A 25,359-nucleotide genomic window follows, 5' to 3' on the forward strand; every position below is an offset into this window, starting at 1 on the left:
GGCATGCTTTATTATCACGCATCTTTTTCAGACCATCGAGAGGCGTGCGGCCCAAACCGCGGGCAGATGGCACGCAGGAAGCCCGGACTAATAAGATGGCATTGAAATCCCCCGCGTTTCGTAGAAAATTTCCGTTGCTGGTAACCGGCAGTCTGCTGGCCTTGCAACCCTTCGCCACCTCATTCGTGGTCGCCGCGGAACAGTATGACTGCTCAGTCTCTGCTTCGGGTGCCTGGGATTGCGCGCCGAAAACCGCCGCAGCCCCTCTGCCACCACGCCCGGTGCATGACGGCGCAGCCGTCAGCTCCGCCAACAGCACGGCGCAAGCCGAGGCTGGCGGCAAAGCCGAGGCCGTGCCGCAGACCGCACTGGTCACCGACTCCAAGGGCCGTGGCCTGCGCTCGCGCAGCGCCGACTACAGCCACCTGGACTGGGTACCGCGCGACAAGCTGACCGCAGCGCAGTTGGCCGAAACCGGCCCGTATTGCGGCGGTGCGTACATCGAGCCGATTCGTCCTGGCATGAACGACAAGACGAACAAGAGCGATGCGCCCACCTTCATCGGTGCCAAAGCCTCGCGTTACGAGCAGGAGTCGCAAGTCGCGACCCTGGCCGGTGACGTCGTCATGCGCCAGGGCAGCATGCAGATGGAGTCCGAAGAAGCCAGCCTGTACCAGGCCGAGAACCGTGGCGAGCTGAATGGCAAAGTCCGTCTGCGCGACAACGGTGCACTGATCGTCGGCGACCATGCCGAAGTGCAGCTCGACACCGGCGCCGCCCAGATCGACAACGCCGAATACGTGCTGCACAAGTCACGTATCCGCGGTAACGCGCTGTACGCCAAGCGTGCCGAAAACGCGATCATCCGTCTCAAGGACGGCACGTACACGACGTGCGAGCCAGACAGCAACGCCTGGCAGCTGCGAGGCAACAACATCACGTTGAACCCGGCAACCGGCTTCGGTACGGCGACCAACGCAACATTGCGGATCAAGAACATCCCGATCCTGTACACCCCGTACATCTATTTCCCGATCGACGACCGTCGTCAATCCGGCTTCCTGCCACCGAGCTTCAGCAGCGGCAGCGAAAACGGCTTTACCCTGGTTACGCCGTACTACTTCAACCTGGCGCCAAACTACGACGCCACGTTGTACCCGCAATACATGACCAAGCGCGGCATGATGATGGAAGGCGAATTCCGCTACCTCACCAAGTCTAGCGAAGGCCAGTTCGGCGGCGCGTACCTGAACGACGACAACGACGAGCGCAGCAAGCAGACCGATTACGAAAAAACCCGTTATATGCTCAATTGGCAACACAAGGGCGGGTTGGATTCGCGTGTAATGACCCAGGTCGACTACACAACGATCAGCGACCCTTACTTCTTCCAGGACCTCAAGTCCAACCAGGAAGGCGTCGAAAGCCGTGACTTCGTCAACCAGCAAGGTGCCGTGACGTATCGCGGCGACACCTTCCAGGCACGCCTGAACCTTCAGGCCTACCAGTTGGCAACGATCTCCCAGATCACCCCGTATGACCGCCTGCCGCAGATCACCTTCAACGGTCAGCTGCCATACCACCCTGGCGGCTTGAACTTCAGCTACGAGACCGAAGCCGTGCGCTTCGACCGCGACCTGGAGAATGGATTCTTCAAGGATCAGGACGGCGTAGCAACACGCCGCCTGGATACCTACGTCACGGGCCTGACCCGTGCGAACGGTACTCGCCTGAACGTAGCGCCGGCCGTCGAATACCCGATGAACTGGACCTACGGCTTTGTTACGCCGAAGCTCAAGTACGTGTACACCAAGTACGACCTGGACCTGGACAGCATTGGCAAGAACGACATCATTGCCGCTCAAGCTGCAGCCACGCCGGCCAACCCGTACGCAGGCGGCACGTTCAAAAGCTCCCAGGACCGTGCGGTTCCGATCGCCAGCGTAGACAGCGGCCTGTACTTCGACCGCAATACCAACTGGTTCGGCAAAGACTATCGCCAGACCCTCGAGCCGCGTGCGTTCTACCTGTATGTGCCGAACAAGGACCAGGCGGACATCCCGGTCTTCGACACCAGCGAGTACTCGTTCAGCTACGCGTCGTTGTTCCGCGACAACCGTTTCAGCGGCTCCGACCGTATCGGCGACGAGAACAAGCTGTCGCTGGGCTTGACCAGCCGCTGGATCGAAGACAACGGTTTCGAGCGTCAGCGCGTAGCCGTGGGCCAGGCGCTGTACTTCAAGGATCGTGAAGTTCAACTGCCGGGCATCCTCGCCGCCGACCGTGCCGATGCACAGTCGGACGTATCGCCAGTCGCCCTGGACTACGAGTTCCGCTTCAACCGCGATTGGCGTGCCACGGCTGACTACAACTGGGACACCGAGGAACACAGTCCTCGTTCCGGCAGCGCGATGCTTCACTACCAGCCGGAAGACAACCCGAACAAGATCATCAACGTCGGTTATCGCTATCGTAACGACCAAGTCGTCTACAACCAGCTGACCGGCAAATGGCAGTTCGGCGGTGACTACGGCCAGCCAGGCGACGCGAACTTCGTGAAGGATTACTACAAAATCCAGCAACACGACTTCTCGATGATGTGGCCGATCATTCCTCAGTGGAACCTGATCACCCGCTGGCAGTATGACTACGCTCGCAACCGTACGCTGGAAGCCTTCGGTGGTTTCGAGTACGACAACTGCTGCTGGAAACTGCGCGTCATCAACCGCTACTGGGTTTCCAACGACGAATACAGCCAGATCGCCCCGCTTAACGAAAAGGGTGACCACGGGCTCTTCCTCCAGATCGTCCTCAAAGGACTCGGCGGCCTGACCGGCGCCAAGGTAGAGAGCTTCCTCGACAAAGGCATTGAAGGTTATCGTGAACGTGAAAACCAAGCTTTCTGATTGTCTGCGCCCGCTAGTGCTGGGCGCGCTGTTCCTGGGGACCGCATCGGCACACGCTGCGGTTCAACAGCTGGATAAGGTAGTGGCCATCGTCGATAACGACGTGATCATGCAGAGCCAACTGGACCAACGCGTCAAGGAAGTCCAGCAAACCATCGCCAAACGTGGCGGTGGCGTGCCACCGACCAGCGTCCTGGACCAACAGGTTCTGGAGCGCCTGATCGTCGAAAACCTGCAATTGCAGATCGGTGATCGTTCCGGCATCCGTATTTCGGACGAGGAACTGAACCAGGCGGTAGGCACCATTGCCCAGCGCAACAACATGAGCATTGACCAGTTCCGTGCAGCCCTGGCCCACGACGGTTTGTCCTATGAGGACGCCCGTGACCAGATCCGCCGTGAAATGATCATCAGCCGTGTGCGTCAGCGCCGTGTCGCCGAGCGGGTTCAAGTGTCCGAGCAGGAAGTGAAGAACTTCCTGGCGTCGGACCTTGGCAAGATGCAGCTTTCCGAAGAACTGCACCTGGCCAACATCCTGATCCCGACACCGGACAGCGCCAACTCCGAGCAGCTCAATGCAGCCGCCGCTAAAACCCAGGCTATTTATGATCGATTGAAGGCAGGTGCCGACTTCGCCCAAATGGCGATCGCCCAGTCGGGCAGCGACAACGCCCTCGAAGGCGGTGACATGGGCTGGCGTAAAGCTGCTCAGCTGCCTCCACCGTTCGACCGCGAGCTGAGCGCTATGGAAGTGGGTGGCATTACTCAGCCAGCCCGTACCCCAGGCGGTTTCATCATTCTCAAGTTGCTGGAAAAACGCGGTGGCGAGACCTCGCTGAAAGACGAAGTACACGTTCGTCACATCCTGGTCAAACCAAGCGAAATCCGCACCGAAGCCCAAACCAAGGAACTGGCCCAGAAGATCTATGACCGCATCGAAAGCGGTGAAGACTTCGCCACCCTGGCCAAAAGCTTCTCGGAAGACCCGGGTTCTGCTCTCAACGGCGGCGACCTGAACTGGATCGACCCGAAAGCCTTGGTGCCAGAGTTCCAGCAAGTGATGGCCGATACTCCGCAAGGTGTGCTGTCCAAGCCGTTCAAGACCCAATATGGCTGGCATGTGCTGGAAGTCCTTGGCCGTCGCGCCACCGACAACACCAACCAGGCCCGCGAGCAACAAGCACTGAACGTATTGCGTAACCGCAAATACGACGAAGAGCTGCAAACCTGGCTGCGTCAGATCCGCGACGAAGCCTACGTTGAGAACAAGCTGCCAGGCGCCGAGCAAACAGGCACCGACCAGGCTACTCAGTGAAACCCCAGCGTTTCGCGGTGACACCCGGCGAGCCGGCCGGCATTGGTCCTGACCTGTGCCTGCTGCTCGCCTCGCAATCCCAGCCATACCCCCTGATCGCCATTACCAGCCGCGACCTGCTCCTTGAGCGGGCCGCGCAACTGGGTGTGGCCGTCAATTTGCTGGACGTGGCGCCGGGTTACTGGCCCGACCTGCCCGCTCCCGCCGGCAGCTTGTATGTGTGGGACACGCCGCTGCAGGCCAAGGTAGTGGCCGGGCAACTGGACAAGGCCAATGCGGCGTTCGTGCTGGAAACCCTGACTCGCGCAGGGCAAGGCTGCATCGACGGCGACTTCGCCGGCATGATCACCGCCCCAGTGCACAAGGGCGTGATCAATGAGTCTGGCATCGCCTTTTCCGGCCATACCGAATTCCTTGCCGAGCTGACCCACACCGCTCAAGTCGTCATGATGCTGGCCACGCGCGGCCTGCGAGTCGCCTTGGTGACCACGCACCTGCCCCTGCGTGAGATTGCGGACGCCATCACTGCCGAACGTTTGGAGCGTGTGACGCGCATCCTGCATGCCGACCTGCAACAGAAATTCGGCATCGCCCAACCGCGCATCCTGGTCTGTGGGCTCAACCCCCACGCGGGTGAAGGCGGCCACTTGGGCCATGAAGAAATCGACATCATCGAACCAACCCTGGAGCGTCTGCGCCAAGAAGGCATGGACCTGCGTGGCCCACTGCCTGCGGACACTCTGTTTACCCCCAAATATCTGGAGCACTGCGACGCAGTGCTGGCGATGTACCACGACCAGGGGCTGCCGGTGCTTAAATACAAAGGCTTCGGCGCCGCCGTCAACGTGACACTGGGCCTGCCGATCATCCGAACGTCCGTCGACCATGGCACTGCCCTGGACCTGGCGGGCAGCGGCAAGATCGATACCGGCAGCCTGCACGTGGCCCTGGAAACCGCCTATCAGATGGCCGAGACCCGTATATGACCGAGCATTACCAACACCGGGCGCGTAAGCGCTTCGGGCAAAACTTCCTGCACGACGCTGGCGTGATCGACCGTATCCTGCGGTCTATCCATGCCAAGCCCGAAGACCGTCTGCTGGAAATCGGCCCGGGCCAGGGCGCACTGACCAAAGGTCTGCTTAACAGTGGCGGCCAACTGGATGTGGTTGAGTTGGACAAGGACCTGATCCCGATCCTCAACCAGCAGTTCGCCGACACGCCGAACTTCAACCTGCACCAGGGCGATGCACTGAAGTTCGACTTCAACAGCCTCAACGCAGCGCCCAACAGCCTGCGGGTGGTGGGCAACCTGCCATACAACATCTCCACGCCGCTGATCTTCCACCTGCTGAACAACGCCGGGATCATCCGCGACATGCACTTCATGCTGCAAAAGGAAGTGGTCGAGCGCCTGGCTGCAGGGCCTGGTGGTGGCGATTGGGGTCGTTTGTCGATCATGGTTCAGTACCACTGCCGCGTCGAACACCTGTTCAACGTCGGGCCCGGCGCGTTCAACCCACCGCCGAAGGTCGACTCGGCCATCGTGCGCCTGGTGCCTCACGCCGTGCTGCCCCACCCGGCCAAGGATCACAAATTGCTGGAGCGAGTCGTACGCGAAGCGTTCAACCAGCGCCGCAAAACCTTGCGCAATACACTCAAGAACCTGCTGAGCACCGCTGAAATCGAAGCTGCTGGTGTCGACGGCAGCCTGCGCCCCGAACAACTGGACCTCGCGGCGTTCGTGCGCCTGGCCGACCAGCTTGCCATCCAGCCTGCGCCAGCCGCGGACTGAAGCCGGCAGTACCTGGGCCAGACACCATGTCTGGCCTAGTGCCCCGCTCTTGGCCTAGACTGACCCGCATCTGCTGTCCTCCGCTTTTGCTTTTAAGGCCTCTTGCATGTCCGATCCTCGCTACCAGATCGACGTCAGCGTCGTCACCCGCTTCCTGGCGGACCAATCACAACCTGAACATAACCGCTTCGCCTTTGCCTACACCATCACGGTGAAAAACAACGGGCTGGTGCCGGCCAAGCTGCTGTCCCGCCACTGGGTGATCACCGACGGTGACGGCCAGGTCGAAGAAGTACGCGGCGCAGGCGTGGTGGGCCAGCAACCGCTGATCGACATCGGCGCGAGCCACACCTACAGCAGCGGCACGGTGATGACCTCCAAAGTCGGCACCATGCAGGGCTCCTATCAGATGAAGGCCACCGACGGTAAATTGTTCGACGCCATCATCCCACCCTTCCGCCTCGCCGTGCCGGGAGCCCTGCACTGATGGCGACCTATGCGGTCGGAGACCTGCAAGGGTGCCTGGAGCCCCTCAAGTGCCTGCTTGACCGCGTGGCCTTCGACCCAGAGAAAGATCGCCTGTGGCTGGTCGGTGACCTGGTCAATCGCGGCCCCGAGTCCCTCGAGACGTTGCGCTACTTATATAGCCTGCGCGATTCCCTGGTGTGCGTATTGGGCAACCACGACCTGCATCTGCTCGCGGCCGGCCATAACATTGAGCGTCTGAAAAAGGGCGATACCCTGCGGGAAATCCTCGAAGCACCGGATCGCACCGAGTTGCTCGACTGGCTTCGCCGGCAAAAAATCCTGCATTACGACGAAGGCCGCAATATGGCCTTGGTCCATGCTGGCATCCCGCCCCAGTGGACACTGAAGAAAGCCCTCAAGTGCGCCGCCGAAGTCGAAAGCGCCCTGGCCGATGACAACCTGTACACCGCCTACCTCGACGGCATGTACGGCAACGAGCCGGTGAAGTGGGACAACGACCTCACCGGCGTTGCACGCCTGCGGGTGATCACCAACTACTTCACGCGCATGCGCTTCTGCACCGCCGAGGGCAAGCTCGACCTCAAAAGCAAGGAAGGCGCCGACACCGCATTGCCGGGTTACAAGCCCTGGTTCGCGCACAAGGACCGCAAGGCCCGCGACACCCAGATCATTTTCGGTCACTGGGCGGCACTTGAAGGCCAATGCGATGAGCCCGGCGTGTTCGCCCTCGACACCGGTTGCGTCTGGGGTGGCGCCATGACCCTGATGAATATCGATACCGGCGAGCGCCAGAGCTACCAGTGCGAACCGCCCCAACCTATCACCGCCAAGCCCTAGGAGCCCGCCATGAGCGAATTCAAACGTATCCCTCCCGAACAAGCCCAGGCCCTGCGCGAGAAAGGCGCCGTAGTGGTCGACATCCGTGACCAGCCGACTTATCTGGCCGCCCACATCCGCGGCGCCCAGCACCTGGACAACGTCAACATCGCCGATTTCATCCGCGCCGCCGACCTCGATGCGCCCGTGATCGTGGCCTGCTACCACGGCAACTCCAGCCAGAGCGCTGCGGCTTATCTGATCAGCCAGGGCTTCTCCGACGTCTATAGCCTGGATGGCGGCTTTGAGCTGTGGCGTACGACCTTTCCTGCAGAAATTTCTTCCGGCGATTCGCAATAATTTTTTTAACACCCCGCTACCCCGCGTGACGCTTGGGCTCGCGCCGTTTCTGACGAACGGCGCAGCCAAACTAATTGCGCATCGCGCCTTGACCTCTCCGATTCCGAACTATCCTTAAGCGCAGGCCATCCGAATCAGGGGAGAGCCGGTACACCGGCGTGCGGGTCATCGGTAGTGTTTCAGGGTGCTTGGGGGGAAAACAGTCATTGGCGTCTGCCAATGTCTGCCAGCATCGACTGATTGATCCGGCGTCGGCTCCACGTATCGAGCGAGGTGACGACGTCATGAGTATCTTTAGCCACTTCCAACAACGCTTCGCGTCCACACAGCAAGAAGAACTCACGCTGCAAGAGTATCTCGAGCTGTGCAAACAGGACCGCAGCACCTACGCGTCTGCCGCCGAACGCCTGCTACTGGCAATTGGCGAGCCGGAGCTGGTGGAAACCGCCAACAACTCGCGGCTGTCGCGAATATTCTCCAACAAGGTGATCCGCCGCTATCCGGCCTTTGAAGACTTCCACGGCATGGAAGAGTGCATTGACCAGATCGTCTCCTACTTCCGCCACGCCGCCCAGGGCCTGGAAGAGAAGAAACAGATCCTCTACCTGCTCGGCCCCGTCGGCGGCGGTAAGTCGTCCTTGGCCGAAAAACTCAAACAACTGATCGAGAAGGTGCCCTTCTACGCCATCAAGGGCTCACCGGTCTTCGAGTCGCCCCTGGGCCTGTTCAACGCCACGGAAGATGGCGCAATCCTCGAAGAAGACTTCGGCATCCCGCGCCGTTACCTCAACACCATCATGTCGCCCTGGGCCACCAAGCGCCTGGCCGAATTCGGCGGTGACATCAGCCAATTCCGCGTGGTGAAACTCTACCCGTCCATCCTCAACCAGATCGGCGTGGCCAAGACCGAACCGGGTGACGAGAACAACCAGGATATCTCGGCACTGGTGGGCAAGGTCGATATCCGTAAACTCGAAGAATTCCCGCAAAACGACGCCGACGCCTACAGCTATTCAGGCGCACTGTGCCGGGCCAACCAGGGCCTGATGGAGTTCGTGGAGATGTTCAAGGCGCCGATCAAGGTGCTGCACCCACTGCTTACCGCAACCCAGGAAGGCAACTACAACAGCACTGAAGGGCTGGGCGCGATTCCGTTCACCGGAATCCTGCTGGCCCACTCCAATGAATCGGAATGGCACACCTTCCGTAACAACAAGAATAACGAAGCCTTCATCGACCGGATCTACATCGTCAAGGTGCCGTACTGCCTGCGCGTCAGCGATGAAATCAAGATCTACGACAAGCTGCTGTTCAACAGCTCCCTGGCCAAGGCCCATTGCGCACCCGACACCCTGAAGATGCTCGCCCAGTTCACCGTGCTGTCGCGCCTCAAGGAGCCGGAGAACTCGAATATCTATTCGAAGATGCGCGTGTACGACGGTGAAAACCTCAAGGACACCGATCCCAAGGCCAAGTCGATCCAGGAATACCGCGATACGGCAGGTGTGGACGAGGGCATGAACGGCCTGTCGACGCGCTTCGCGTTCAAAATCCTGTCCAAGGTCTTCAACTTTGACCCCCACGAAATCGCCGCCAACCCGGTGCACCTGCTTTACGTGCTGGAACAGCAGATCGAACAGGAGCAATTCCAGGCGGAAACCCGCGAGCGCTACCTGCGTTTCCTCAAGGAGTACCTGGCGCCGCGCTACATCGAATTCATCGGCAAGGAAATCCAGACCGCGTACCTGGAGTCCTACAGCGAGTACGGCCAGAATATCTTCGACCGTTACGTGCTGTACGCCGACTTCTGGATCCAGGACCAGGAATACCGCGACCCGGAAACCGGCGAGATCCTCAACCGCGTCGCACTCAACGAGGAACTTGAGAAAATTGAGAAACCGGCCGGCATCAGCAATCCGAAGGATTTCCGCAACGAAATCGTCAACTTCGTGCTGCGCGCCCGGGCCAACAACAATGGCAAGAACCCGACTTGGCTCAGCTACGAGAAGCTGCGAGTGGTCATCGAGAAGAAAATGTTCTCCAACACCGAGGATCTGCTGCCGGTCATCAGCTTCAACGCCAAGGCCAGCAAGGAGGATCAGCAAAAGCACAACGACTTCGTCACACGAATGGTCGAGCGCGGCTACACCGACAAACAGGTACGGCTTCTTTCGGAATGGTACCTACGGGTCCGGAAATCGCAGTGAGGCAGCTGCAAGCTTCTAGCTGAAAGCCGCAAGAGAAAAGCTATTGAACCCGTCGTTGCGCGGAATTGATGGGCTTTGACTTGCGGCTTGTAGCTTACGACTTGAAGCTCCCCGGAGGGGCCTATGAGCTATGTGATCGACCGACGCCTCAATGGCAAGAACAAGAGCACGGTAAACCGCCAGCGTTTCCTGCGGCGTTACCGTGACCACATCAAAAAAGCCGTCGAGGAGGCCATCAGCCGCCGCTCCATTACGGATATGGAGCATGGCGAGCAAATCAGCATTCCCGGACGGGACATCGACGAACCGGTGCTGCACCACGGCCGGGGCGGCAAACAGACCGTCGTGCATCCGGGCAACAAGGAATTCACCACCGGTGAGCACATCCAGCGCCCACAAGGCGGTGGCGGCGGTAAAGGCCCTGGCAAGGCGGGCAATTCCGGCGAAGGCATGGACGAGTTCGTGTTCCAGATCACTCAGGAAGAATTTCTCGAATTCATGTTCGAGGACCTGGAGCTGCCTAATCTGGTCAAGCGCAACCTGACCGGCACCAACACCTTCAAGACCGTTCGCGCCGGGATCAGCAACGAGGGCAACCCTTCCCGCATCAATATCATCCGTACCCTGCGCTCGGCCCACGCGCGGCGCATCGCACTGTCAGGCAGCAGCCGCGCCAAACTGAGAGATGCCAAGGAAGAGCTGGCGCGTTTGAAACGTGAGGAACCGGACAACTTCGGCGACATTCAGCAAATCGAGGCGGAAATCGAGAAACTCAGTGCGCGCATTCATCGTGTGCCGTTCCTAGACACCTTTGACTTGAAATACAACTTGCTGGTCAAACAACCCAACCCCAGCTCCAAGGCAGTGATGTTCTGCCTGATGGACGTGTCCGGCTCCATGACCCAGGCCACCAAGGACATCGCCAAGCGCTTCTTTATCCTGCTTTACCTGTTTCTCAAGCGGAACTACGACAAGATCGACGTAGTGTTCATCCGCCATCACACCAGCGCGCGGGAGGTCGACGAGGAGGAGTTTTTCTATTCACGGGAAACGGGTGGGACCATCGTCTCCAGTGCCTTGAAGCTGATGCAGGAGATCATGGCCGAGCGCTACCCCGCCAACGAGTGGAACATCTACGCGGCCCAGGCCTCGGACGGTGACAACTGGAACGACGACTCGCCCATCTGCCGCGACATCTTGATCAACCAGATCATGCCGTTCGTGCAGTACTACACTTACGTTGAAATCACCCCCCGTGAGCATCAGGCCCTGTGGTTCGAATACGAGCGCATTGGCGAAGCCTTTGCAGACACATTCGCCCAGCAGCAACTGGTCTCGGCCGGCGATATCTACCCGGTCTTCCGTGAACTCTTCCAGCGCAGGTTAGTGACATGACCGCCAAAAAAGAGCATAAGCGCCAACCCATATCCACGGGGTCCGAGTGGACCTTTGAACTGATCCAGGCCTATGACCGGGAAATCAGCCGCATCGCGGCGGGTTATGCCTTGGACACCTACCCCAACCAGATCGAAGTGATCACCGCGGAACAGATGATGGATGCCTACGCCTCTGTCGGCATGCCGTTGGGGTATCACCATTGGTCCTACGGCAAACACTTTCTCAGCACCGAGAAGTCCTACACCCGAGGACAGATGGGTTTGGCGTACGAGATCGTGATCAACTCCGACCCGTGCATTGCCTACCTGATGGAAGAAAACACCATCTGCATGCAGGCGCTGGTGGTGGCCCATGCCTGCTACGGACACAACAGCTTCTTCAAGGGCAATTACCTGTTCCGCACCTGGACCGATGCCAGTTCAATCATTGATTACCTAGTGTTCGCCAAGCAGTACATCATGCAATGCGAGGAACGCCACGGCATTGATGCGGTGGAAGACTTGCTCGACTCTTGCCATGCGCTGATGAACTACGGGGTCGACCGCTACAAACGGCCCTACCCGATTTCCGCCGAAGAAGAACGCCTGCGCCAGAAGGAACGCGAGGAGCACCTGCAAAAACAGATCAACGACCTGTGGCGCACCATTCCAAAACGTGCAGGCAAAAACAGCGACAAGGACAATGCGCGCTTCCCCGCCGAACCTCAGGAAAACATCCTGTACTTTCTGGAAAAACACGCCCCACTGCTGGAGCCCTGGCAACGGGAAATCGTTCGCATCGTGCGTAAGATCGCCCAGTATTTTTATCCACAGCGCCAGACCCAAGTGATGAACGAAGGCTGGGCGACGTTCTGGCACTACACGCTGATGAACGACCTGTACGACGAAGGCCTGGTCACTGACGGTTTCATGATGGAGTTCCTCACCTCCCACACCAGCGTGGTGTTCCAGCCGGGGTTCGACAGCCCGTATTACAGTGGTATCAACCCCTACGCACTGGGCTTCGCCATGTACCGCGATATCCGGCGTATGTGCGAACACCCTACCGAAGAAGACCGCCGCTGGTTCCCGGAAATCGCTGGCACCGATTGGTTGTCCACCATCAAGTTCGCCATGAGCAGTTTCAAGGACGAGAGTTTTATCCTGCAGTACCTGTCACCCCAGGTGATTCGGGACCTCAAGCTGTTCAGCATCATGGATGACGACCTCAAGGATGACCTGGTGGTACCGGCCATCCACGACGAGCCCGGCTACCGCACCATCCGCGAAACGCTGGCGGCGCAGTACAACCTGGGCAACCGCGAGCCGAATGTGCAGATCTACAGCATCGATGTGCGCGGCGATCGCTCGTTGACCTTGCGCCACCAGCAACATGACCGCAAACCCCTGGGCGAATCCACCGAGGAAGTACTCAAGCACCTGCACCGCCTATGGGGCTTCGACATTCATTTGGAAACGCTGCAGGGCGACCAAGTGATGAAGACTCACCATGTACCGCCGCGCAACGAGCATGGCGACAACGACTACGGCCGACTGGACTTGGCCGTCGTTCATCTCTGAAACAGCAAAGCCTCCATTGGCTAGGCACAGGCGGTATCCTGTGCGGCTAATGGAGGCTTTTTCATGAAAATCTACAAAGTCGGCGGTGCCGTGCGTGACCGCCTGCTGGGCATCAAGGTCACCGATGTTGACCGCGTCGTCGTGGGGGCGACCACCGAAGAGATGCTGGCCAAAGGTTTCAAACCCGTCGGCGCTGACTTCCCCGTGTTTCTCGACCCGAAAAATGGCGATGAATACGCCCTTGCCCGCACAGAGCGCAAGAGTGGCCGGGGTTATGGCGGCTTTGTGTTTCATGCGAGCCCAGAGGTGACGCTGGAAGAAGACCTGATCCGTCGCGACCTGACCATCAACGCCATGGCGGAAGACGATGAGGGTAATTTGACCGACCCTTATCATGGCCAGCATGATCTTGAAGCGCGCATCCTGCGCCACGTTTCCCCGGCGTTCGCCGAAGATCCGCTACGAGTGCTCCGCGTTGCGCGCTTTGCTGCACGTTACGCGCACCAGGGTTTTACGGTCGCTCCGGAAACACTGGCGCTGATGCGTCAACTCAGCGAATCCGGCGAACTGGAAGCCCTGACGCCTGAGCGCAGCTGGAAAGAAATCTCCCGAGCGCTGATGGAAGACCAGCCCCAGGTGTTCATCCAAGTACTGCGCGACTGCGATGCATTGAAAACCTTGATGCCCGAAGTCGATGCACTGTTCGGCGTACCGCAACCCGAAGCCCATCACCCCGAAATCGATACGGGCATACACACTTTGAGCGTGCTGGAACAGGCCGCCCTGCATAAACAGCCGCTGACCGTGCGCTGGGCCTGCCTGCTGCATGACTTGGGCAAGGGCCTGACGCCGGTGGATAAGTTACCGCAGCATATTGCTCACGAACACACCGGCTTGAAGCTGATCAAGGCCGTCAATGAACGCTTCAAAGTACCGAAGGACTGCCAGGAGCTGGCGCTGCTGGTGGGCCAATATCACACCCACGGCCATCGGGCGCTGGAGTTGAAAGCCTCGACGCTGCTGGAATTGCTGCAAAGTTTCGACGTTTACCGGCGGCCGCAGCGCTTTGAAGAGTTTGTGGTTGCGTGCGAGATGGATGCCCGAGGCCGAAAAGGCTTAGAGCAGCGAAGTTATCCACAAGCGGATTATTTGCGCGGGGCGGCGAAGGTGGCGCGCGAAGTGCCGGTGGCACCACTGCTGGAAAAAGGCTTCAAAGGCCCGGAACTGGGTGAAGCGCTCAAACGCGAACGCCTGAAAGCGCTGAAGGCCTACAAAGAACAGCCTATTTCCTAGACGCGGCCCTCCTGTGGTGAGGGCCGCGTCTACAAGAGCGCGTCTGGGGTGAGTTGCTGGCCTTGCCATTCAAACCCTACAGGCGCGAGCACCTGGTCGATTTGCGCATTGCGCCATAACTCAGCCAGGGTCTTGCCCACTTCAGGATGCACACGCTCTGGCGCCATCAACGACAGCGGCCACAGCACAAACGCGTTTTTCAGGATTTCTGCACGCGGCAGGACCAAACCATCGAAGTTACCCACCAGCTCGCCGTACAGCAGCACATCGATATCCAGCGGCAGGCCCTTGCGGTCCGGTGCATAGCGACCATTATCGGCCTCGATGAATTTCAACCGGCGATCCAGCGCCATCAGCGGCAGGTCGGTGTAGGCCGAGACCACCAGATTGAAGAACGGACCGCTCTTGATGCCCACCGGCTGGCTTTCGAACACTGGCGAGCAGCGCACATCCGTCAAAAAGCTCGCCAGCGCGTCAAGGCCGGCGCGCAGATGAGATTCGCGCTCGATATTGCTGCCTAGGCCAAGGTATACCTGAGTTAGCGACATCCGCGCTCGATCTCCACGCCCACACCCTTGGCAGCCGGCACGGCCCCCGGCTTGGTCAACTTGAGGTGCAGCCAGGGAATCTGGAACTCACTCATCAGTACTTGCGCCAGGCGCTCGGCGAAGGTTTCCACCAACTGGTACTGGGATTGCTCGGCAAATGCCTGGATGCGAGCGGACACGCTGGCGTAATCCAGTGCCAGGGTCAGGTCATCGCCAGCGGCGGCCGGGCGGTTATCCCAGGCGAAGCTCAGGTCCAGGCGCAGGCATTGGCGTATCCCGCGCTCCCAGTCATAGGCCCCGATGACGGTGTCGACTTCCAGGCCTTCGATAAACACTCTGTCCAAGCACTCTTCTCCGCAGCACGACAAGGGCGCAATGCCCCGTTAGAATCAGGGCGTCCTCGCCCGGAATAGTTAGCATGTTTTGGTCACTGGCGATCCTCGCCTACCTGCTCGGCTCGCTGTCCTTCGCCATTTTGCTCAGCCGCCTGACGGGAAATCCCGATCCGCGAATGAGTGGCTCAGGCAATGCCGGCGCCACCAATATGTTGCGCCTGGCCGGTAAGAAGCTCGCCGTGCTCACGCTGCTGGGCGACGTGTCCAAGGGCTTGCTGCCCGTGCTGATCGCCAGCCTCGCCGGCCTTACCCTGCAACAACAGGCCTGGATCGGCATATGCGCCGTCCTCGGCCATCTGTTTCCACTGTACTTCCGCTTTCGCGGTGGCAAAGGCGTCGCCACGGCAGCCGGCATGCTGCTGGGGATTTACCCACCGGCGGCGTTGCTGGCTGTACTTGCCTGGCTCCTGACGTTCTACCTGACCCGCACCAGCTCACTCGCCGCGCTGATCGCCACCCCGCTCACCCTGCCGCTGTTGGCCTGGCAAGAACCGGCGGCGTTGTTGCCGATGAGCGCACTGACACTGCTGATCGTCTGGCGCCACCGGGGCAATTTACGCGACCTGTTTGCCGGGCGCGAACGGCATTTTTAAATACGTTCGATGAGCCCGGCTCACGTTACGGCCCTACAGCGGCGACAACTGCTCCATCGGCCAGCGCGCCTGCACACTGATCGCCAGGCTTTCGTGCTGCCCCGCCTGCAAGCGTTGGCAACCGGCATAGGCGATCATCGCGCCATTGTCGGTGCAAAACTCTGGCCGCGCGTAGAAAACGTCGCCCTTCATCTCACCGAGCATTTTTTCCAGTGACGTGCGCAACGCCTTGTTGGCACTGACGCCGCCTGCGATCACCAGGCGCTTCATGCCCGCCTGTTTCAGGGCGCGCTTGCACTTGATGGTCAAAGTCTCCACCACGGCCTGCTGGAACGCCAGCGCGATGTCGCAACGGGCTTGCTCACTGTCGTCCCCGGCGCTGACGCTTTGCTGCCAGGTGTTCAGCGCAGAGGTTTTCAAACCACTGAAACTGAACATCAGGCCAGGCCGATCGCACATCGGGCGTGGGAAGGTATAACGGCCGGCAACGCCTTTTTCGGCAAGACGGGCGATTTCCGGGCCGCCGGGATAATTGAGGCCCATCATCTTCGCGGTCTTGTCGAACGCCTCACCGGCGGCGTCATCCAGGGACTCACCCAAAAGGGTGTATTGGCCGATTCCATCCACCTGAACCAGTTGCGTATGGCCGCCTGAAACCAACAAAGCGACGAACGGGAACTCTGGTGGCGTTTTTTCCAGCATGGGCGCCAATAAATGGCCTTCCATATGGTGCACACCGAGGGCTGGAATACCCCAGGCAAAAGCCAGCGCCTGGGCGCAAGAGGCCCCAACCAGCAGGGCTCCGACCAATCCAGGGCCAGCGGTGTAGGCGATCGCGTCGATCTCGGTCGGCACGCAACCGGCCTCATCCAGCACCTGGCGAATCAGGGGCAGCATGCGTTTGACGTGATCACGGCTGGCCAGCTCCGGCACCACGCCGCCATAGGCGCGGTGCAGGTCGATCTGACTGAACAGCGCATCGGCCAAGAGCCCGCGTTCACTGTCGTAAAGTGCGACACCGGTTTCGTCGCAGGAGGTTTCAAGTCCCAGTACTAGCATGGGTTTGCGCCTTGTAGAGGCTAGATTCGAAGGCGCGCATAATAGTCGCCACTCCCCCTCCCGACTAGCGGTTTTCGATCAGAGGCTTTGCATTCCGGGCAATGAGGGGTTAACATCCGCAACCCTTAAAAACCGACGACCTCAGCCGCGAATTTTTTGCGACGAGAACGTTGATCCCGGTAATGAAAGAAGGTAGCTCTGGATGCCAGCCGTCAAAGTTAAAGAGAACGAACCCTTCGACGTAGCTCTGCGTCGTTTCAAGCGCTCCTGCGAAAAAGCCGGTGTACTGGCTGAAGTTCGTAGCCGCGAATTTTATGAGAAGCCAACTTCTGAGCGTAAGCGTAAAGCAGCAGCCGCTGTTAAGCGTCACGCCAAGAAAGTTCAGCGCGAACAGCGCCGCGCCGTTCGTCTGTACTAATACACAGACGTCCGTAGCAAGCTTCTGCCAAGCCCGGCCCTCAGCCGGGCTAATGGCATTTGCGGATATCGCTTGATGCTTCACTGTTGACGCCGCACATGCGACTGAGACAACTGCTTCACACGTCAGGACTGGCTCTTTTGCCAGCGGTGCACGTCTCTTCTGACGAGCCTAACAAGGCTACTGACGCGCACACTTATTATTCAAGCAGGCGATCAACTGTATCGACTGTGCCCGACAATGCGCTTCCGAGGCCCGCCATTGGCCAAGACCGGAGGCCAGGGCAACATTTCCATGCCGAAAACCTGATTGAAATTAACGTCAGTGAATGATCGGCAGATACACTTCCTGAAAGCCCAAGCAGACAACCGATGATCGAGCCACACGATACGTGCGCTTGAGCACTTAGCGGGCCCTCATTTACACGCAGTGATGACGAGAACGCCATGGCCGGGCTAATTCCCCAGAGCTTTATTGACGACCTTCTGAACCGCACCGACATCGTCGATGTTGTCAGCTCGCGCGTGCAACTGAAAAAAGCCGGCAAGAACTACACCGCTTGCTGCCCGTTTCACAAAGAGAAAACCCCATCGTTCAGCGTCAGCCCCGACAAACAGTTCTACTACTGCTTCGGTTGCGGCGCAGGCGGTAACGCCCTGGGCTTTCTCATGGACCACGACAACCTGGATTTCCCCCAGGCGATCGAGGACCTGGCGAAAGCTGCCGGCATGGAAATCCCTCGCGAAGAAAGTGGCCGACCGCACAAACCGCGGCAACCCACAGATTCGCCGCTGTACCCACTGCTGACCGCCGCTGCCGACTTCTACCGTCAGGCGCTTAAAAGCCATCCGCAGCGCAAAGCCGCCGTCGACTACCTCAAGGGCCGCGGCCTCACCGGTGAAATCGCCCGTGACTTCGGCCTCGGCTTCGCCCCGCCCGGCTGGGACAACCTGTACAAGCACTTGAGCAGCGACACTCTCCAGCAAAAAGCCATGATCGACGCCGGCCTGCTGGTGGAAAACGCCGAAACCGGCAAACGCTATGACCGCTTCCGCGACCGCGTGATGTTCCCGATCCGCGACAGCCGTGGCCGCATCATCGCCTTTGGTGGTCGAGTACTGGGGGATGACAAGCCCAAGTACCTGAACTCCCCGGAAACCGCGGTGTTCCACAAAGGCCAGGAACTCTACGGCCTGTTCGAGGCGCGCAAGAACAACCGCAACCTCGATGAGATCATCGTGGTTGAAGGCTATATGGACGTGATCGCGCTCGCCCAACAGGGCCTGCGCAACGCCGTGGCCACACTCGGCACCGCCACCAGCGAAGAACACATGAAGCGCCTGTTTCGCGTGGTGCCCAGCGTATTGTTCTGCTTTGACGGCGATCAGGCCGGCCGCAACGCCGCCTGGCGCGCACTTGAAGCAACGCTGTCGAGCCTGCAGGACGGGCGTCGCGCACGCTTCCTGTTCCTGCCTGAAGGCGAAGACCCGGACACCTTGGTGCGCTCCGAAGGCACCGACGCGTTCCGCGCGCGCATCAATCAACATGCACAGCCCCTGGCAGACTATTTTTTCCAGCAACTGACCGAAGAGGCCGACCCGCGCTCCCTCGAAGGCAAGGCCCACATGGCCACCCTCGCGGCGCCGCTGATCGATAAAGTCCCAGGCGCCAACCTGAAATCACTGATGCGCATGCGCCTGCTGGAAATCACTGGACTGAGCGGCGAAGCCGTCAGCCAGCTGGTGCACAACGCACCGCAGGAGGCGCCGCCGACCTATGACCCAGGCATGGATTACGACGCTATGCCGGACTACTCCGACTTCCACCAACCGCAGGAGGCCTACACGCCCCAGCAGGAGTGGACACCGAAGAAGCCCGGCGCCGGCGGCAAGAAATGGGACAACAAACCCTGGAGCAAGAACGGCAAGCGCGGTGATCGCGATGAGGCCTTCGCCCCGCGAACGCCTGTGGCCGTAGAAGCGCCAACGCTCATTGCGTTGCGTACGCTCATCCATCACCCGCAACTGGCGGGCAAGGTCGAGAGCGCCGACCATTTTGCCAACGCGAGCAACACCTACGCTCAGGTGCTGATCGCCTTGATCGAGGCGGTACAGAAAAATCCTAAGCTAAACTCAATTCAGCTGATGGCTCGTTGGCATGGCACCGAACAAGGCCGCCTATTGAAAGCACTCGCGGAAAAGGAGTGGCTAATTGACGGCGATAACCTTGAACAACAGTTTTTAGACACCATTACTAGGTTATCTGCGGGTCAGCACACGCAGACCCTCGATGAACTCATCAAGAGAGCAAGGCAGCCTGGATTATCGGCTGAAGAGCAAAATCAGATAGCAAAACAGATGCGCGACCTCTTAAAACAGAATGTTTCCGCATCAAACCCGACCTCAGCTGGCGTGTGAGGTCATAGCTCGGGTATAATCCTCGGCTTGTTTTTTGCCCGCCAAGACCTTCAGTGGATAGGGTGTTATGTCCGGAAAAGCGCAACAGCAGTCTCGTATCAAAGAGTTGATCGTTCTCGGTCGTGAGCAGGGTTACCTGACTTACGCGGAGGTCAACGACCACCTGCCTGAGGATATTTCAGATCCAGAGCAGGTGGAAGACATCATCCGCATGATTAACGACATGGGGATCAACGTATTCGAAGCTGCGCCAGATAAGGATTCTCTTATGCTGGCGGACGCCGATACCGACGAGGCTGCAGCTGAAGAAGCTGCTGCCGCGCTGGCTGCTGTGGAGACCGATATCGGTCGAACCACCGACCCTGTGCGCATGTATATGCGTGAAATGGGTACCGTCGAGCTGCTGACACGCGAAGGCGAAATCGAAATCGCCAAGCGTATCGAAGAGGGCATCCGTGAAGTGATGGGCGCAATCGCGCACTTCCCTGGCACGGTTGACCATATTCTCTCCGAGTACACCCGCGTCACCACCGAAGGTGGTCGCCTGTCCGACGTGCTGAGTGGCTACATCGATCCGGACGACGGCATTGCGCCGCCTGCCGCCGAAGTGCCGCCGCCTGTCGACCCGAAAGCGGTGAAAGCCAACGACGATTCCGAAGACGACGATGCTGAAGCCAGCAGCGACGACGAAGATGAAGTTGAAAGCGGTCCGGATCCGATCGTGGCTGCCCAGCGTTTCGGTGCGGTTTCCGATCAAATGGAAATCACCCGCAAGGCGCTGAAAAAGCACGGTCGCGGCAATAAGCTGGTTATTGCCGAGCTGGTGGCGCTGGCCGAACTGTTCATGCCGATCAAGCTGGTACCGAAGCAATTCGAAGGCCTGGTCGAGCGTGTTCGCAGTGCCCTTGAGCGTCTGCGTGCACAAGAGCGTGCGATCATGCAGCTCTGTGTCCGTGATGCGCGCATGCCGCGCACCGACTTCCTGCGCCAGTTCCCGGGCAACGAAGCTGACGAAAGCTGGTCCGACGGCCTCGCCAAAGGCAAAGGCAAATACGCCGAAGCCATTGGTCGCCTGCAGCCGGACATCATTCGCTGCCAGCAAAAGCTGATCGCACTGCAGACCGAAACCGGTCTGACGGTTGCCGAGATCAAGGACATCAACCGTCGCATGTCGATCGGTGAGGCCAAGGCCCGCCGCGCGAAGAAAGAGATGGTCGAAGCGAACTTGCGTCTGGTGATCTCCATCGCCAAGAAGTACACCAACCGTGGCCTGCAATTCCTCGACTTGATCCAGGAAGGCAACATCGGCTTGATGAAGGCTGTGGACAAGTTTGAATACCGTCGTGGCTACAAGTTCTCGACTTATGCCACTTGGTGGATCCGTCAGGCGATCACTCGCTCGATCGCCGACCAGGCCCGCACCATCCGTATTCCGGTGCACATGATCGAGACCATCAACAAGCTGAACCGCATTTCCCGGCAGATGTTGCAGGAAATGGGTCGTGAACCGACCCCGGAAGAGCTGGGCGAACGCATGGAAATGCCTGAGGACAAAATCCGCAAGGTATTGAAGATCGCTAAAGAGCCGATCTCCATGGAAACGCCGATTGGTGATGACGAAGACTCCCATCTGGGTGACTTCATCGAAGACTCGACTATGCAGTCGCCAATCGATGTCGCCACCGTTGAGAGCCTTAAGGAAGCGACTCGCGACGTACTCTCCGGCCTCACTGCTCGTGAAGCCAAGGTACTGCGCATGCGTTTCGGCATCGACATGAATACCGACCACACCCTTGAGGAAGTCGGTAAGCAGTTTGACGTGACCCGTGAACGGATCCGTCAGATCGAAGCCAAGGCGCTGCGCAAGTTGCGCCACCCGACGCGAAGCGAGCATCTGCGCTCCTTCCTCGACGAGTGATACCAAAACCCCCGGCCCAGGCCGGGGGTTTTGTTTTGTATCGATAAAACCGTCCGTAATCCCCCTCCCCCGTAATGCCCGTCTACACTCGAAACATTCCCCGTGCCATAACGAGACCGTTATGCCCAGACTGCAGGCTGTGTTTTTACTGTGGCTGCTGACCTGGACCGCAACGGCTGGCGCGTTGAGTCTTAGCGATGATGAGCGCGGCTGGCTGGCGGACCATCAGGAGTTGCGCCTGGGAGTGGACGCGTCATGGCCACCCTTTGAATACCATGACGAAGATGGCCGCTACCAAGGCCTGGCGGCGGATTACGTGCGCCTGATCCAGGATCGCCTCGGCGTGCGGGTCAAGTTGATCGAGCCGGCGAACTGGAGCGCCTTGCTGGAGCAGGCCCGGAACAACCAAATCGACCTGCTGCCTGGCATCATGTCCACGCCGGAACGCCAGCGCTACATGGCATTTACCCGTCCGTACCTTGATTTCCCCATCGTCATCCTGGCCCACGAAGGCGGCGCGAAACCACGCACCCTTAAGGACCTCTACGGATTGAAGATTGCCGTGGTGGAAAACTATGCGCCCCATGAGTTGCTCCGCACCCACCATCCCGACCTCAACCTGGTGACCATGCCGAATGTCAGCTCGACCCTGCAAGCCTTAGCCACCGATGAGGTGGATGCGGTGGTCGGCGACCTGGCCTCAAGTGTCTGGAGCCTGCGCCAACTCAAGCTCGACGGCTTGTACGTCAGCGGTGAAACGCCCTACCGTTACCAACTGGCGATGGGCGTACCGCGCGACAACAAAGTACTGGTGGGCATCCTCGATAAGGTACTGGCCGACCTCAGCCCGGACGAAACCGATGCGATCCAACAACATTGGGTCGGTAGCTTTACCGACCACCGCACCTTCTGGAGGGATCTGCTGACTTACGGCCTGCCTGCGGTACTGTTGCTGAGCACCGTGCTGGCCGTGATGATTCGAATCAATCGTCGGCTCAGTTCGGAAATTTCCCGACGCGTCGCCCTCGAACAGAAACTGCGCAGCAGCGAATATCACTATCGCGGCTTGGTGGAAAGCCTGTCCGCCATCGCCTGGGAAGCCAGTATCACCGACTTCACCTACAGCTATGTTTCGCCCCACGCTGAGGAATTACTGGGTTATCCGCGCGCCCACTGGCTGATCCCGGGGTTCTGGCGCAACATCATTCACCCTGCCGACCTGATCCGCACCGAAGCCTACTGCTACCAGGAAACCCGCGCCAATCGCGACCACAGCGTCGACTACCGGGTGATCACCGCAGATGGGCGCTGCTTGTGGGTGCGCGACATCGTCAGCCTGATCGAGCACGGCCATGAGCCCGTACTGCGCGGCTTGATGATCGATATCAGCGAGGCCAAGCGCACTGAAGAAGCCTTGCAACTGTCCGAGCAAAAATTTGCCTCGGTGTTCCAGCAATGCCCAGACATGCTAGTGATCGCACGGCTGTCTGATGGCTGCTTGCTGGAGGTGAACAAGGCGTTCGAAGACCAGATTGGCCTGACGGCGGAACAGGTCGTCGGCAAAACCGCCACCGAACTGAATATCTGGGGCATCCAGGGTGTCGGCCCCGACCTGCTGCAACGGGTGCAGACCACTAGCATCCGCAACCTCGAAATGCCCTTTGTGCGCAGCGATGGCCAAGCCTTCATCGGGCTGATTTCCGCCGAGCCGTTCCAATTGGACACCACCGAGGCCATCGTGGTGGCGGTGCGAGACATCACTCAACTCAAGGAAACCCAGCAACAACTGCAAACCTCCGAAGAGAAATTCGCCAAGGCCTTCCACGCCTCCCCCGACGGCTTGCTGCTGAGCCGACAGCGCGATGGACTGTTGATTGAAGTGAACGATGGTTTCAGTCGAATCACGGGCTTCACCAGCGCAACATCCCTCGACCAATCAACCCTGGACCTGGGCATCTGGGTCGACCTCAACGAACGCAAACACATGCTGGAACTGATGCAGCGCGATGGCTTTGTGCGTGATTTCATCTGCCATATTCGTCGCAACGATGGGCAGATTCGCCTGTGCGAGTTGTCCAGCCGCCCACTGCCTATCGGCGACGAAGACTGCATGCTGACCATTGCGCGGGACATCACCGAACGCCAACTGATGCAGGAAAAACTGCAACAGGCCGCCACGGTGTTCGAAAGCACGGCCGAAGGCGTCTTGATCACTGATATCCGGCAGAACATCAGCGCCGTCAACCGCGCCTTCACCGAGATAACCGGCTACAGCGAGGCCGAAGCCCTCGGCCATACGCCGCGCTTGCTTGCCTCCGGCCTGCATGACAGCGCCTTCTACGCGGCGATGTGGCACCAACTGACAGCTCAAGGGCATTGGCAGGGCGAGATCTCCAACCGACGCAAGAACGGCGAGCTGTACCCCAGCTGGCTGACGATCAGCGCCGTGCGTAATCGCGATCAGTTGATCACGCACTTCGTCGCGGTGTTTGCCGACATCTCCAGCCTCAAGCTGGCCCAGGCCCGTCTCGATTACCAGGCGCATCACGATCCATTGACCGGCCTGCCCAACCGCACTTTGTTCGAAAACCGATTGCTGGCCGCCCTCAATGGGCATCAAGAAACCGGCAAACAGGGCGCCGTACTGTTTCTCGATCTGGACCGCTTCAAACACATCAACGACAGCCTCGGCCACCCTATCGGCGACTTGCTGCTCAAAGACGTCGCGGCGCGCCTCAAGGAACAACTGCGCGACATCGACACCGTTGCTCGCCTGGGCGGCGACGAGTTCATCATCCTGCTCCCCGGCCTGCAGCACCCCAGCGATGCCCAATACCTGGCCAATAAACTGCTGGCCTGCTTCACCCCACCCTTCCAGGCAGGTGAACACGAGTTCTTCATCAGCGCCAGCATCGGCACCAGCCTATACCCGCAGGACGGTACCGACGTCGCGACGCTGGTCAAAAATGCCGACGCTGCGATGTACCGCTCCAAGGCCAAGGGACGTAACCGGGTCGAAAGCTATACCCGCGACCTTACTGCGCAGGCCAACGAACGCGTGGCACTCGAACATGAACTGCGCCGCGCCATCGAGCGCGATGAACTGACCCTGTACTACCAGCCAAAACTGAGCCTGAATACTCAAGCACTGATCGGCGCCGAAGCGCTGATCCGCTGGCGCCATCCCACCTTTGGCGACGTGCCGCCCGAACACTTCATTGCCCTCGCCGAAGAGAACGGCATGATCCTGCAGATCGGTGACTGGGTGCTGGAACAGGCCTGCCGACAAATGCATGCCTGGCAAGGCACTTTCGACGCATTTGGCCCGCTGTCGGTCAACCTGGCCGGCGCCCAACTGCGTCACCAAGGCTTGCTCGCTCGCATCGAACAGCTATTGCACGACTACCGGCTCGACCCAGGCTGCCTGCAACTGGAGATCACCGAGAACTTCATCATGAGCCAGGCCGAAGAAGCGCTGGAGGTACTGCACCAGCTCAAAGACCTGGGCGTACAACTGGCCATCGATGATTTTGGCACCGGCTATTCATCCCTCAGCTACCTCAAACGCCTGCCGCTGGATTTCCTCAAGATCGATCAATCCTTCGTCCGCGGCCTGCCCGACGACCCCCACGACGCAGCGATCGTGCGCGCCATTATCGCCCTGGGCCACAGCATGCAATTCACTATCATCGCCGAAGGCGTGGAGAACCCCGCACAGCAAGCCTTCCTGGCTGCCGAAGGCTGCGAACAGATGCAAGGCTACATCGTCAGCCTGCCGCTACCGCCCGAGGTTTTTGCCGCGACCTTTCTTCGTATGAGCATTAAGGATTTTTCGGATAGCACAGCGGGGAAACCATCGCTATAATCCGCGAC

Annotated in this window: 19 protein-coding genes; 16 read left to right on the forward strand and 3 right to left on the reverse strand. The window is 59.4% G+C overall.

From position 1 onward, the window contains the following. Window positions 1–95 precede the first annotated feature (95 nt). The 11 genes from AACY36_RS02530 (at window position 96) to AACY36_RS02580 (ending at window position 14,138) form a co-directional block, all read left to right on the forward strand. A complete protein-coding gene (locus AACY36_RS02530; RefSeq protein WP_339438167.1) occupies window positions 96–2,906 on the forward strand; it encodes an LPS-assembly protein LptD in 2,811 nt (936 codons plus the stop codon). Continuing rightward, entirely contained in the window at window positions 2,881–4,221 is a 1,341-nt protein-coding gene (locus AACY36_RS02535; protein WP_065871786.1) for a peptidylprolyl isomerase, read from the forward strand. The genes AACY36_RS02530 and AACY36_RS02535 overlap by 26 nt, the downstream gene beginning before the upstream one ends. After that, window positions 4,218–5,207 carry a 4-hydroxythreonine-4-phosphate dehydrogenase PdxA gene (gene pdxA / locus AACY36_RS02540; RefSeq protein WP_339436907.1) on the forward strand — a complete coding sequence of 330 codons (990 nt, stop codon included), beginning with the start codon at window positions 4,218–4,220 and terminating at the stop codon, window positions 5,205–5,207. Before AACY36_RS02535 ends, pdxA begins: the two co-directional genes overlap by 4 nt. Then, window positions 5,204–6,016 carry a 16S rRNA (adenine(1518)-N(6)/adenine(1519)-N(6))-dimethyltransferase RsmA gene (gene rsmA, locus AACY36_RS02545; protein WP_339415419.1) on the forward strand — a complete coding sequence of 271 codons (813 nt, stop codon included), beginning with the start codon at window positions 5,204–5,206 and terminating at the stop codon, window positions 6,014–6,016. Before pdxA ends, rsmA begins: the two co-directional genes overlap by 4 nt. A 106-nt stretch (window positions 6,017–6,122) precedes the next feature. Beyond that, entirely contained in the window at window positions 6,123–6,503 is a 381-nt protein-coding gene (gene apaG / locus AACY36_RS02550; RefSeq protein WP_339415418.1) for a Co2+/Mg2+ efflux protein ApaG, read from the forward strand. Next, window positions 6,503–7,342, forward strand: a complete 840-nt coding sequence (locus tag AACY36_RS02555; RefSeq protein WP_339496713.1) for a symmetrical bis(5'-nucleosyl)-tetraphosphatase — start codon at window positions 6,503–6,505, stop codon at window positions 7,340–7,342. The genes apaG and AACY36_RS02555 overlap by 1 nt, the downstream gene beginning before the upstream one ends. A gap of 9 nt (window positions 7,343–7,351) precedes the next feature. Continuing rightward, entirely contained in the window at window positions 7,352–7,681 is a 330-nt protein-coding gene (glpE, locus tag AACY36_RS02560; protein ID WP_339428469.1) for a thiosulfate sulfurtransferase GlpE, read from the forward strand. 284 nt (window positions 7,682–7,965) lie between these two features. After that, on the forward strand, window positions 7,966–9,888 hold the full coding sequence (locus AACY36_RS02565) for a PrkA family serine protein kinase (RefSeq protein ID WP_003194732.1): 1,923 nt from the start codon (window positions 7,966–7,968) through the stop codon (window positions 9,886–9,888). 123 nt (window positions 9,889–10,011) lie between these two features. Beyond that, the gene (locus AACY36_RS02570; RefSeq protein ID WP_339496714.1) at window positions 10,012–11,283 is read left to right on the forward strand and encodes a YeaH/YhbH family protein; all 1,272 of its coding nucleotides are present in this window, start codon (window positions 10,012–10,014) and stop codon (window positions 11,281–11,283) included. Continuing rightward, a complete protein-coding gene (locus tag AACY36_RS02575) occupies window positions 11,280–12,845 on the forward strand; it encodes a SpoVR family protein (RefSeq protein WP_339415414.1) in 1,566 nt (521 codons plus the stop codon). Before AACY36_RS02570 ends, AACY36_RS02575 begins: the two co-directional genes overlap by 4 nt. A gap of 63 nt (window positions 12,846–12,908) precedes the next feature. Continuing rightward, entirely contained in the window at window positions 12,909–14,138 is a 1,230-nt protein-coding gene (locus AACY36_RS02580) for a multifunctional CCA addition/repair protein (protein ID WP_339415413.1), read from the forward strand. A gap of 29 nt (window positions 14,139–14,167) precedes the next feature. Here AACY36_RS02580 and folK read toward each other — a convergent pair whose 3' ends face one another. Further along, window positions 14,168–14,686 carry a 2-amino-4-hydroxy-6-hydroxymethyldihydropteridine diphosphokinase gene (folK, locus tag AACY36_RS02585; RefSeq protein WP_339415412.1) on the reverse strand — a complete coding sequence of 173 codons (519 nt, stop codon included), beginning with the start codon at window positions 14,684–14,686 and terminating at the stop codon, window positions 14,168–14,170. Further along, window positions 14,677–15,030 carry a dihydroneopterin aldolase gene (folB, locus tag AACY36_RS02590; RefSeq protein WP_032883867.1) on the reverse strand — a complete coding sequence of 118 codons (354 nt, stop codon included), beginning with the start codon at window positions 15,028–15,030 and terminating at the stop codon, window positions 14,677–14,679. Before folB ends, folK begins: the two co-directional genes overlap by 10 nt. A 74-nt stretch (window positions 15,031–15,104) precedes the next feature. Here folB and plsY point away from each other — a divergent pair, with 74 nt between their 5' ends. Further along, complete coding sequence (plsY, locus tag AACY36_RS02595) at window positions 15,105–15,674, forward strand: glycerol-3-phosphate 1-O-acyltransferase PlsY (RefSeq protein WP_339415411.1); 570 nt, start codon at window positions 15,105–15,107, stop codon at window positions 15,672–15,674. 33 nt (window positions 15,675–15,707) lie between these two features. On the opposite strand, the gene tsaD is transcribed toward plsY, so the two are convergent. Continuing rightward, window positions 15,708–16,733 carry a tRNA (adenosine(37)-N6)-threonylcarbamoyltransferase complex transferase subunit TsaD gene (tsaD, locus tag AACY36_RS02600; protein ID WP_065871797.1) on the reverse strand — a complete coding sequence of 342 codons (1,026 nt, stop codon included), beginning with the start codon at window positions 16,731–16,733 and terminating at the stop codon, window positions 15,708–15,710. Window positions 16,734–16,935: 202 nt separating this feature from the next. Here tsaD and rpsU point away from each other — a divergent pair, with 202 nt between their 5' ends. The 4 genes from rpsU (at window position 16,936) to AACY36_RS02620 (ending at window position 25,351) form a co-directional block, all read left to right on the forward strand. Then, window positions 16,936–17,151: a 30S ribosomal protein S21 gene (gene rpsU / locus AACY36_RS02605; RefSeq protein ID WP_002551877.1), complete on the forward strand. Its 216-nt coding sequence runs from the start codon at window positions 16,936–16,938 to the stop codon at window positions 17,149–17,151. Between the two features lie 446 nt (window positions 17,152–17,597). Then, the gene (gene dnaG / locus AACY36_RS02610) at window positions 17,598–19,568 is read left to right on the forward strand and encodes a DNA primase (protein WP_339415410.1); all 1,971 of its coding nucleotides are present in this window, start codon (window positions 17,598–17,600) and stop codon (window positions 19,566–19,568) included. 67 nt (window positions 19,569–19,635) lie between these two features. After that, window positions 19,636–21,486 (forward strand): RNA polymerase sigma factor RpoD, encoded by a 1,851-nt coding sequence (rpoD, locus tag AACY36_RS02615; RefSeq protein ID WP_339415409.1) that lies wholly within the window; start codon window positions 19,636–19,638, stop codon window positions 21,484–21,486. 121 nt (window positions 21,487–21,607) lie between these two features. Continuing rightward, on the forward strand, window positions 21,608–25,351 hold the full coding sequence (locus tag AACY36_RS02620) for an EAL domain-containing protein (protein ID WP_339438170.1): 3,744 nt from the start codon (window positions 21,608–21,610) through the stop codon (window positions 25,349–25,351). Window positions 25,352–25,359 lie beyond the last annotated feature (8 nt).

The sequence above is a fragment of the Pseudomonas sp. EA_15y_Pfl1_P101 genome (genome assembly GCF_963970835.1).
Lineage (GTDB): Bacteria > Pseudomonadota > Gammaproteobacteria > Pseudomonadales > Pseudomonadaceae > Aquipseudomonas > Aquipseudomonas tritici.

What these genes read in the sequence shown, in the direction of transcription:
- AACY36_RS02530 (WP_339438167.1), top strand. Translation starts at nt 96, where the DNA reads ATGGCATTGAAATCCCCCGCGTTTCGTAGAAAATTTCCGTTGCTGGTA.
- rsmA (WP_339415419.1), top strand. Translation starts at nt 5,204, where the DNA reads ATGACCGAGCATTACCAACACCGGGCGCGTAAGCGCTTCGGGCAAAAC.
- apaG (WP_339415418.1), top strand. Translation starts at nt 6,123, where the DNA reads ATGTCCGATCCTCGCTACCAGATCGACGTCAGCGTCGTCACCCGCTTC.
- AACY36_RS02555 (WP_339496713.1), top strand. Translation starts at nt 6,503, where the DNA reads ATGGCGACCTATGCGGTCGGAGACCTGCAAGGGTGCCTGGAGCCCCTC.
- glpE (WP_339428469.1), top strand. Translation starts at nt 7,352, where the DNA reads ATGAGCGAATTCAAACGTATCCCTCCCGAACAAGCCCAGGCCCTGCGC.
- AACY36_RS02565 (WP_003194732.1), top strand. Translation starts at nt 7,966, where the DNA reads ATGAGTATCTTTAGCCACTTCCAACAACGCTTCGCGTCCACACAGCAA.
- AACY36_RS02570 (WP_339496714.1), top strand. Translation starts at nt 10,012, where the DNA reads ATGAGCTATGTGATCGACCGACGCCTCAATGGCAAGAACAAGAGCACG.
- AACY36_RS02575 (WP_339415414.1), top strand. Translation starts at nt 11,280, where the DNA reads ATGACCGCCAAAAAAGAGCATAAGCGCCAACCCATATCCACGGGGTCC.
- AACY36_RS02580 (WP_339415413.1), top strand. Translation starts at nt 12,909, where the DNA reads ATGAAAATCTACAAAGTCGGCGGTGCCGTGCGTGACCGCCTGCTGGGC.
- folK (WP_339415412.1), bottom strand. Translation starts at nt 14,686, where the DNA reads ATGTCGCTAACTCAGGTATACCTTGGCCTAGGCAGCAATATCGAGCGC.
- plsY (WP_339415411.1), top strand. Translation starts at nt 15,105, where the DNA reads ATGTTTTGGTCACTGGCGATCCTCGCCTACCTGCTCGGCTCGCTGTCC.
- tsaD (WP_065871797.1), bottom strand. Translation starts at nt 16,733, where the DNA reads ATGCTAGTACTGGGACTTGAAACCTCCTGCGACGAAACCGGTGTCGCA.
- rpsU (WP_002551877.1), top strand. Translation starts at nt 16,936, where the DNA reads ATGCCAGCCGTCAAAGTTAAAGAGAACGAACCCTTCGACGTAGCTCTG.
- dnaG (WP_339415410.1), top strand. Translation starts at nt 17,598, where the DNA reads ATGGCCGGGCTAATTCCCCAGAGCTTTATTGACGACCTTCTGAACCGC.
- rpoD (WP_339415409.1), top strand. Translation starts at nt 19,636, where the DNA reads ATGTCCGGAAAAGCGCAACAGCAGTCTCGTATCAAAGAGTTGATCGTT.
- AACY36_RS02620 (WP_339438170.1), top strand. Translation starts at nt 21,608, where the DNA reads ATGCCCAGACTGCAGGCTGTGTTTTTACTGTGGCTGCTGACCTGGACC.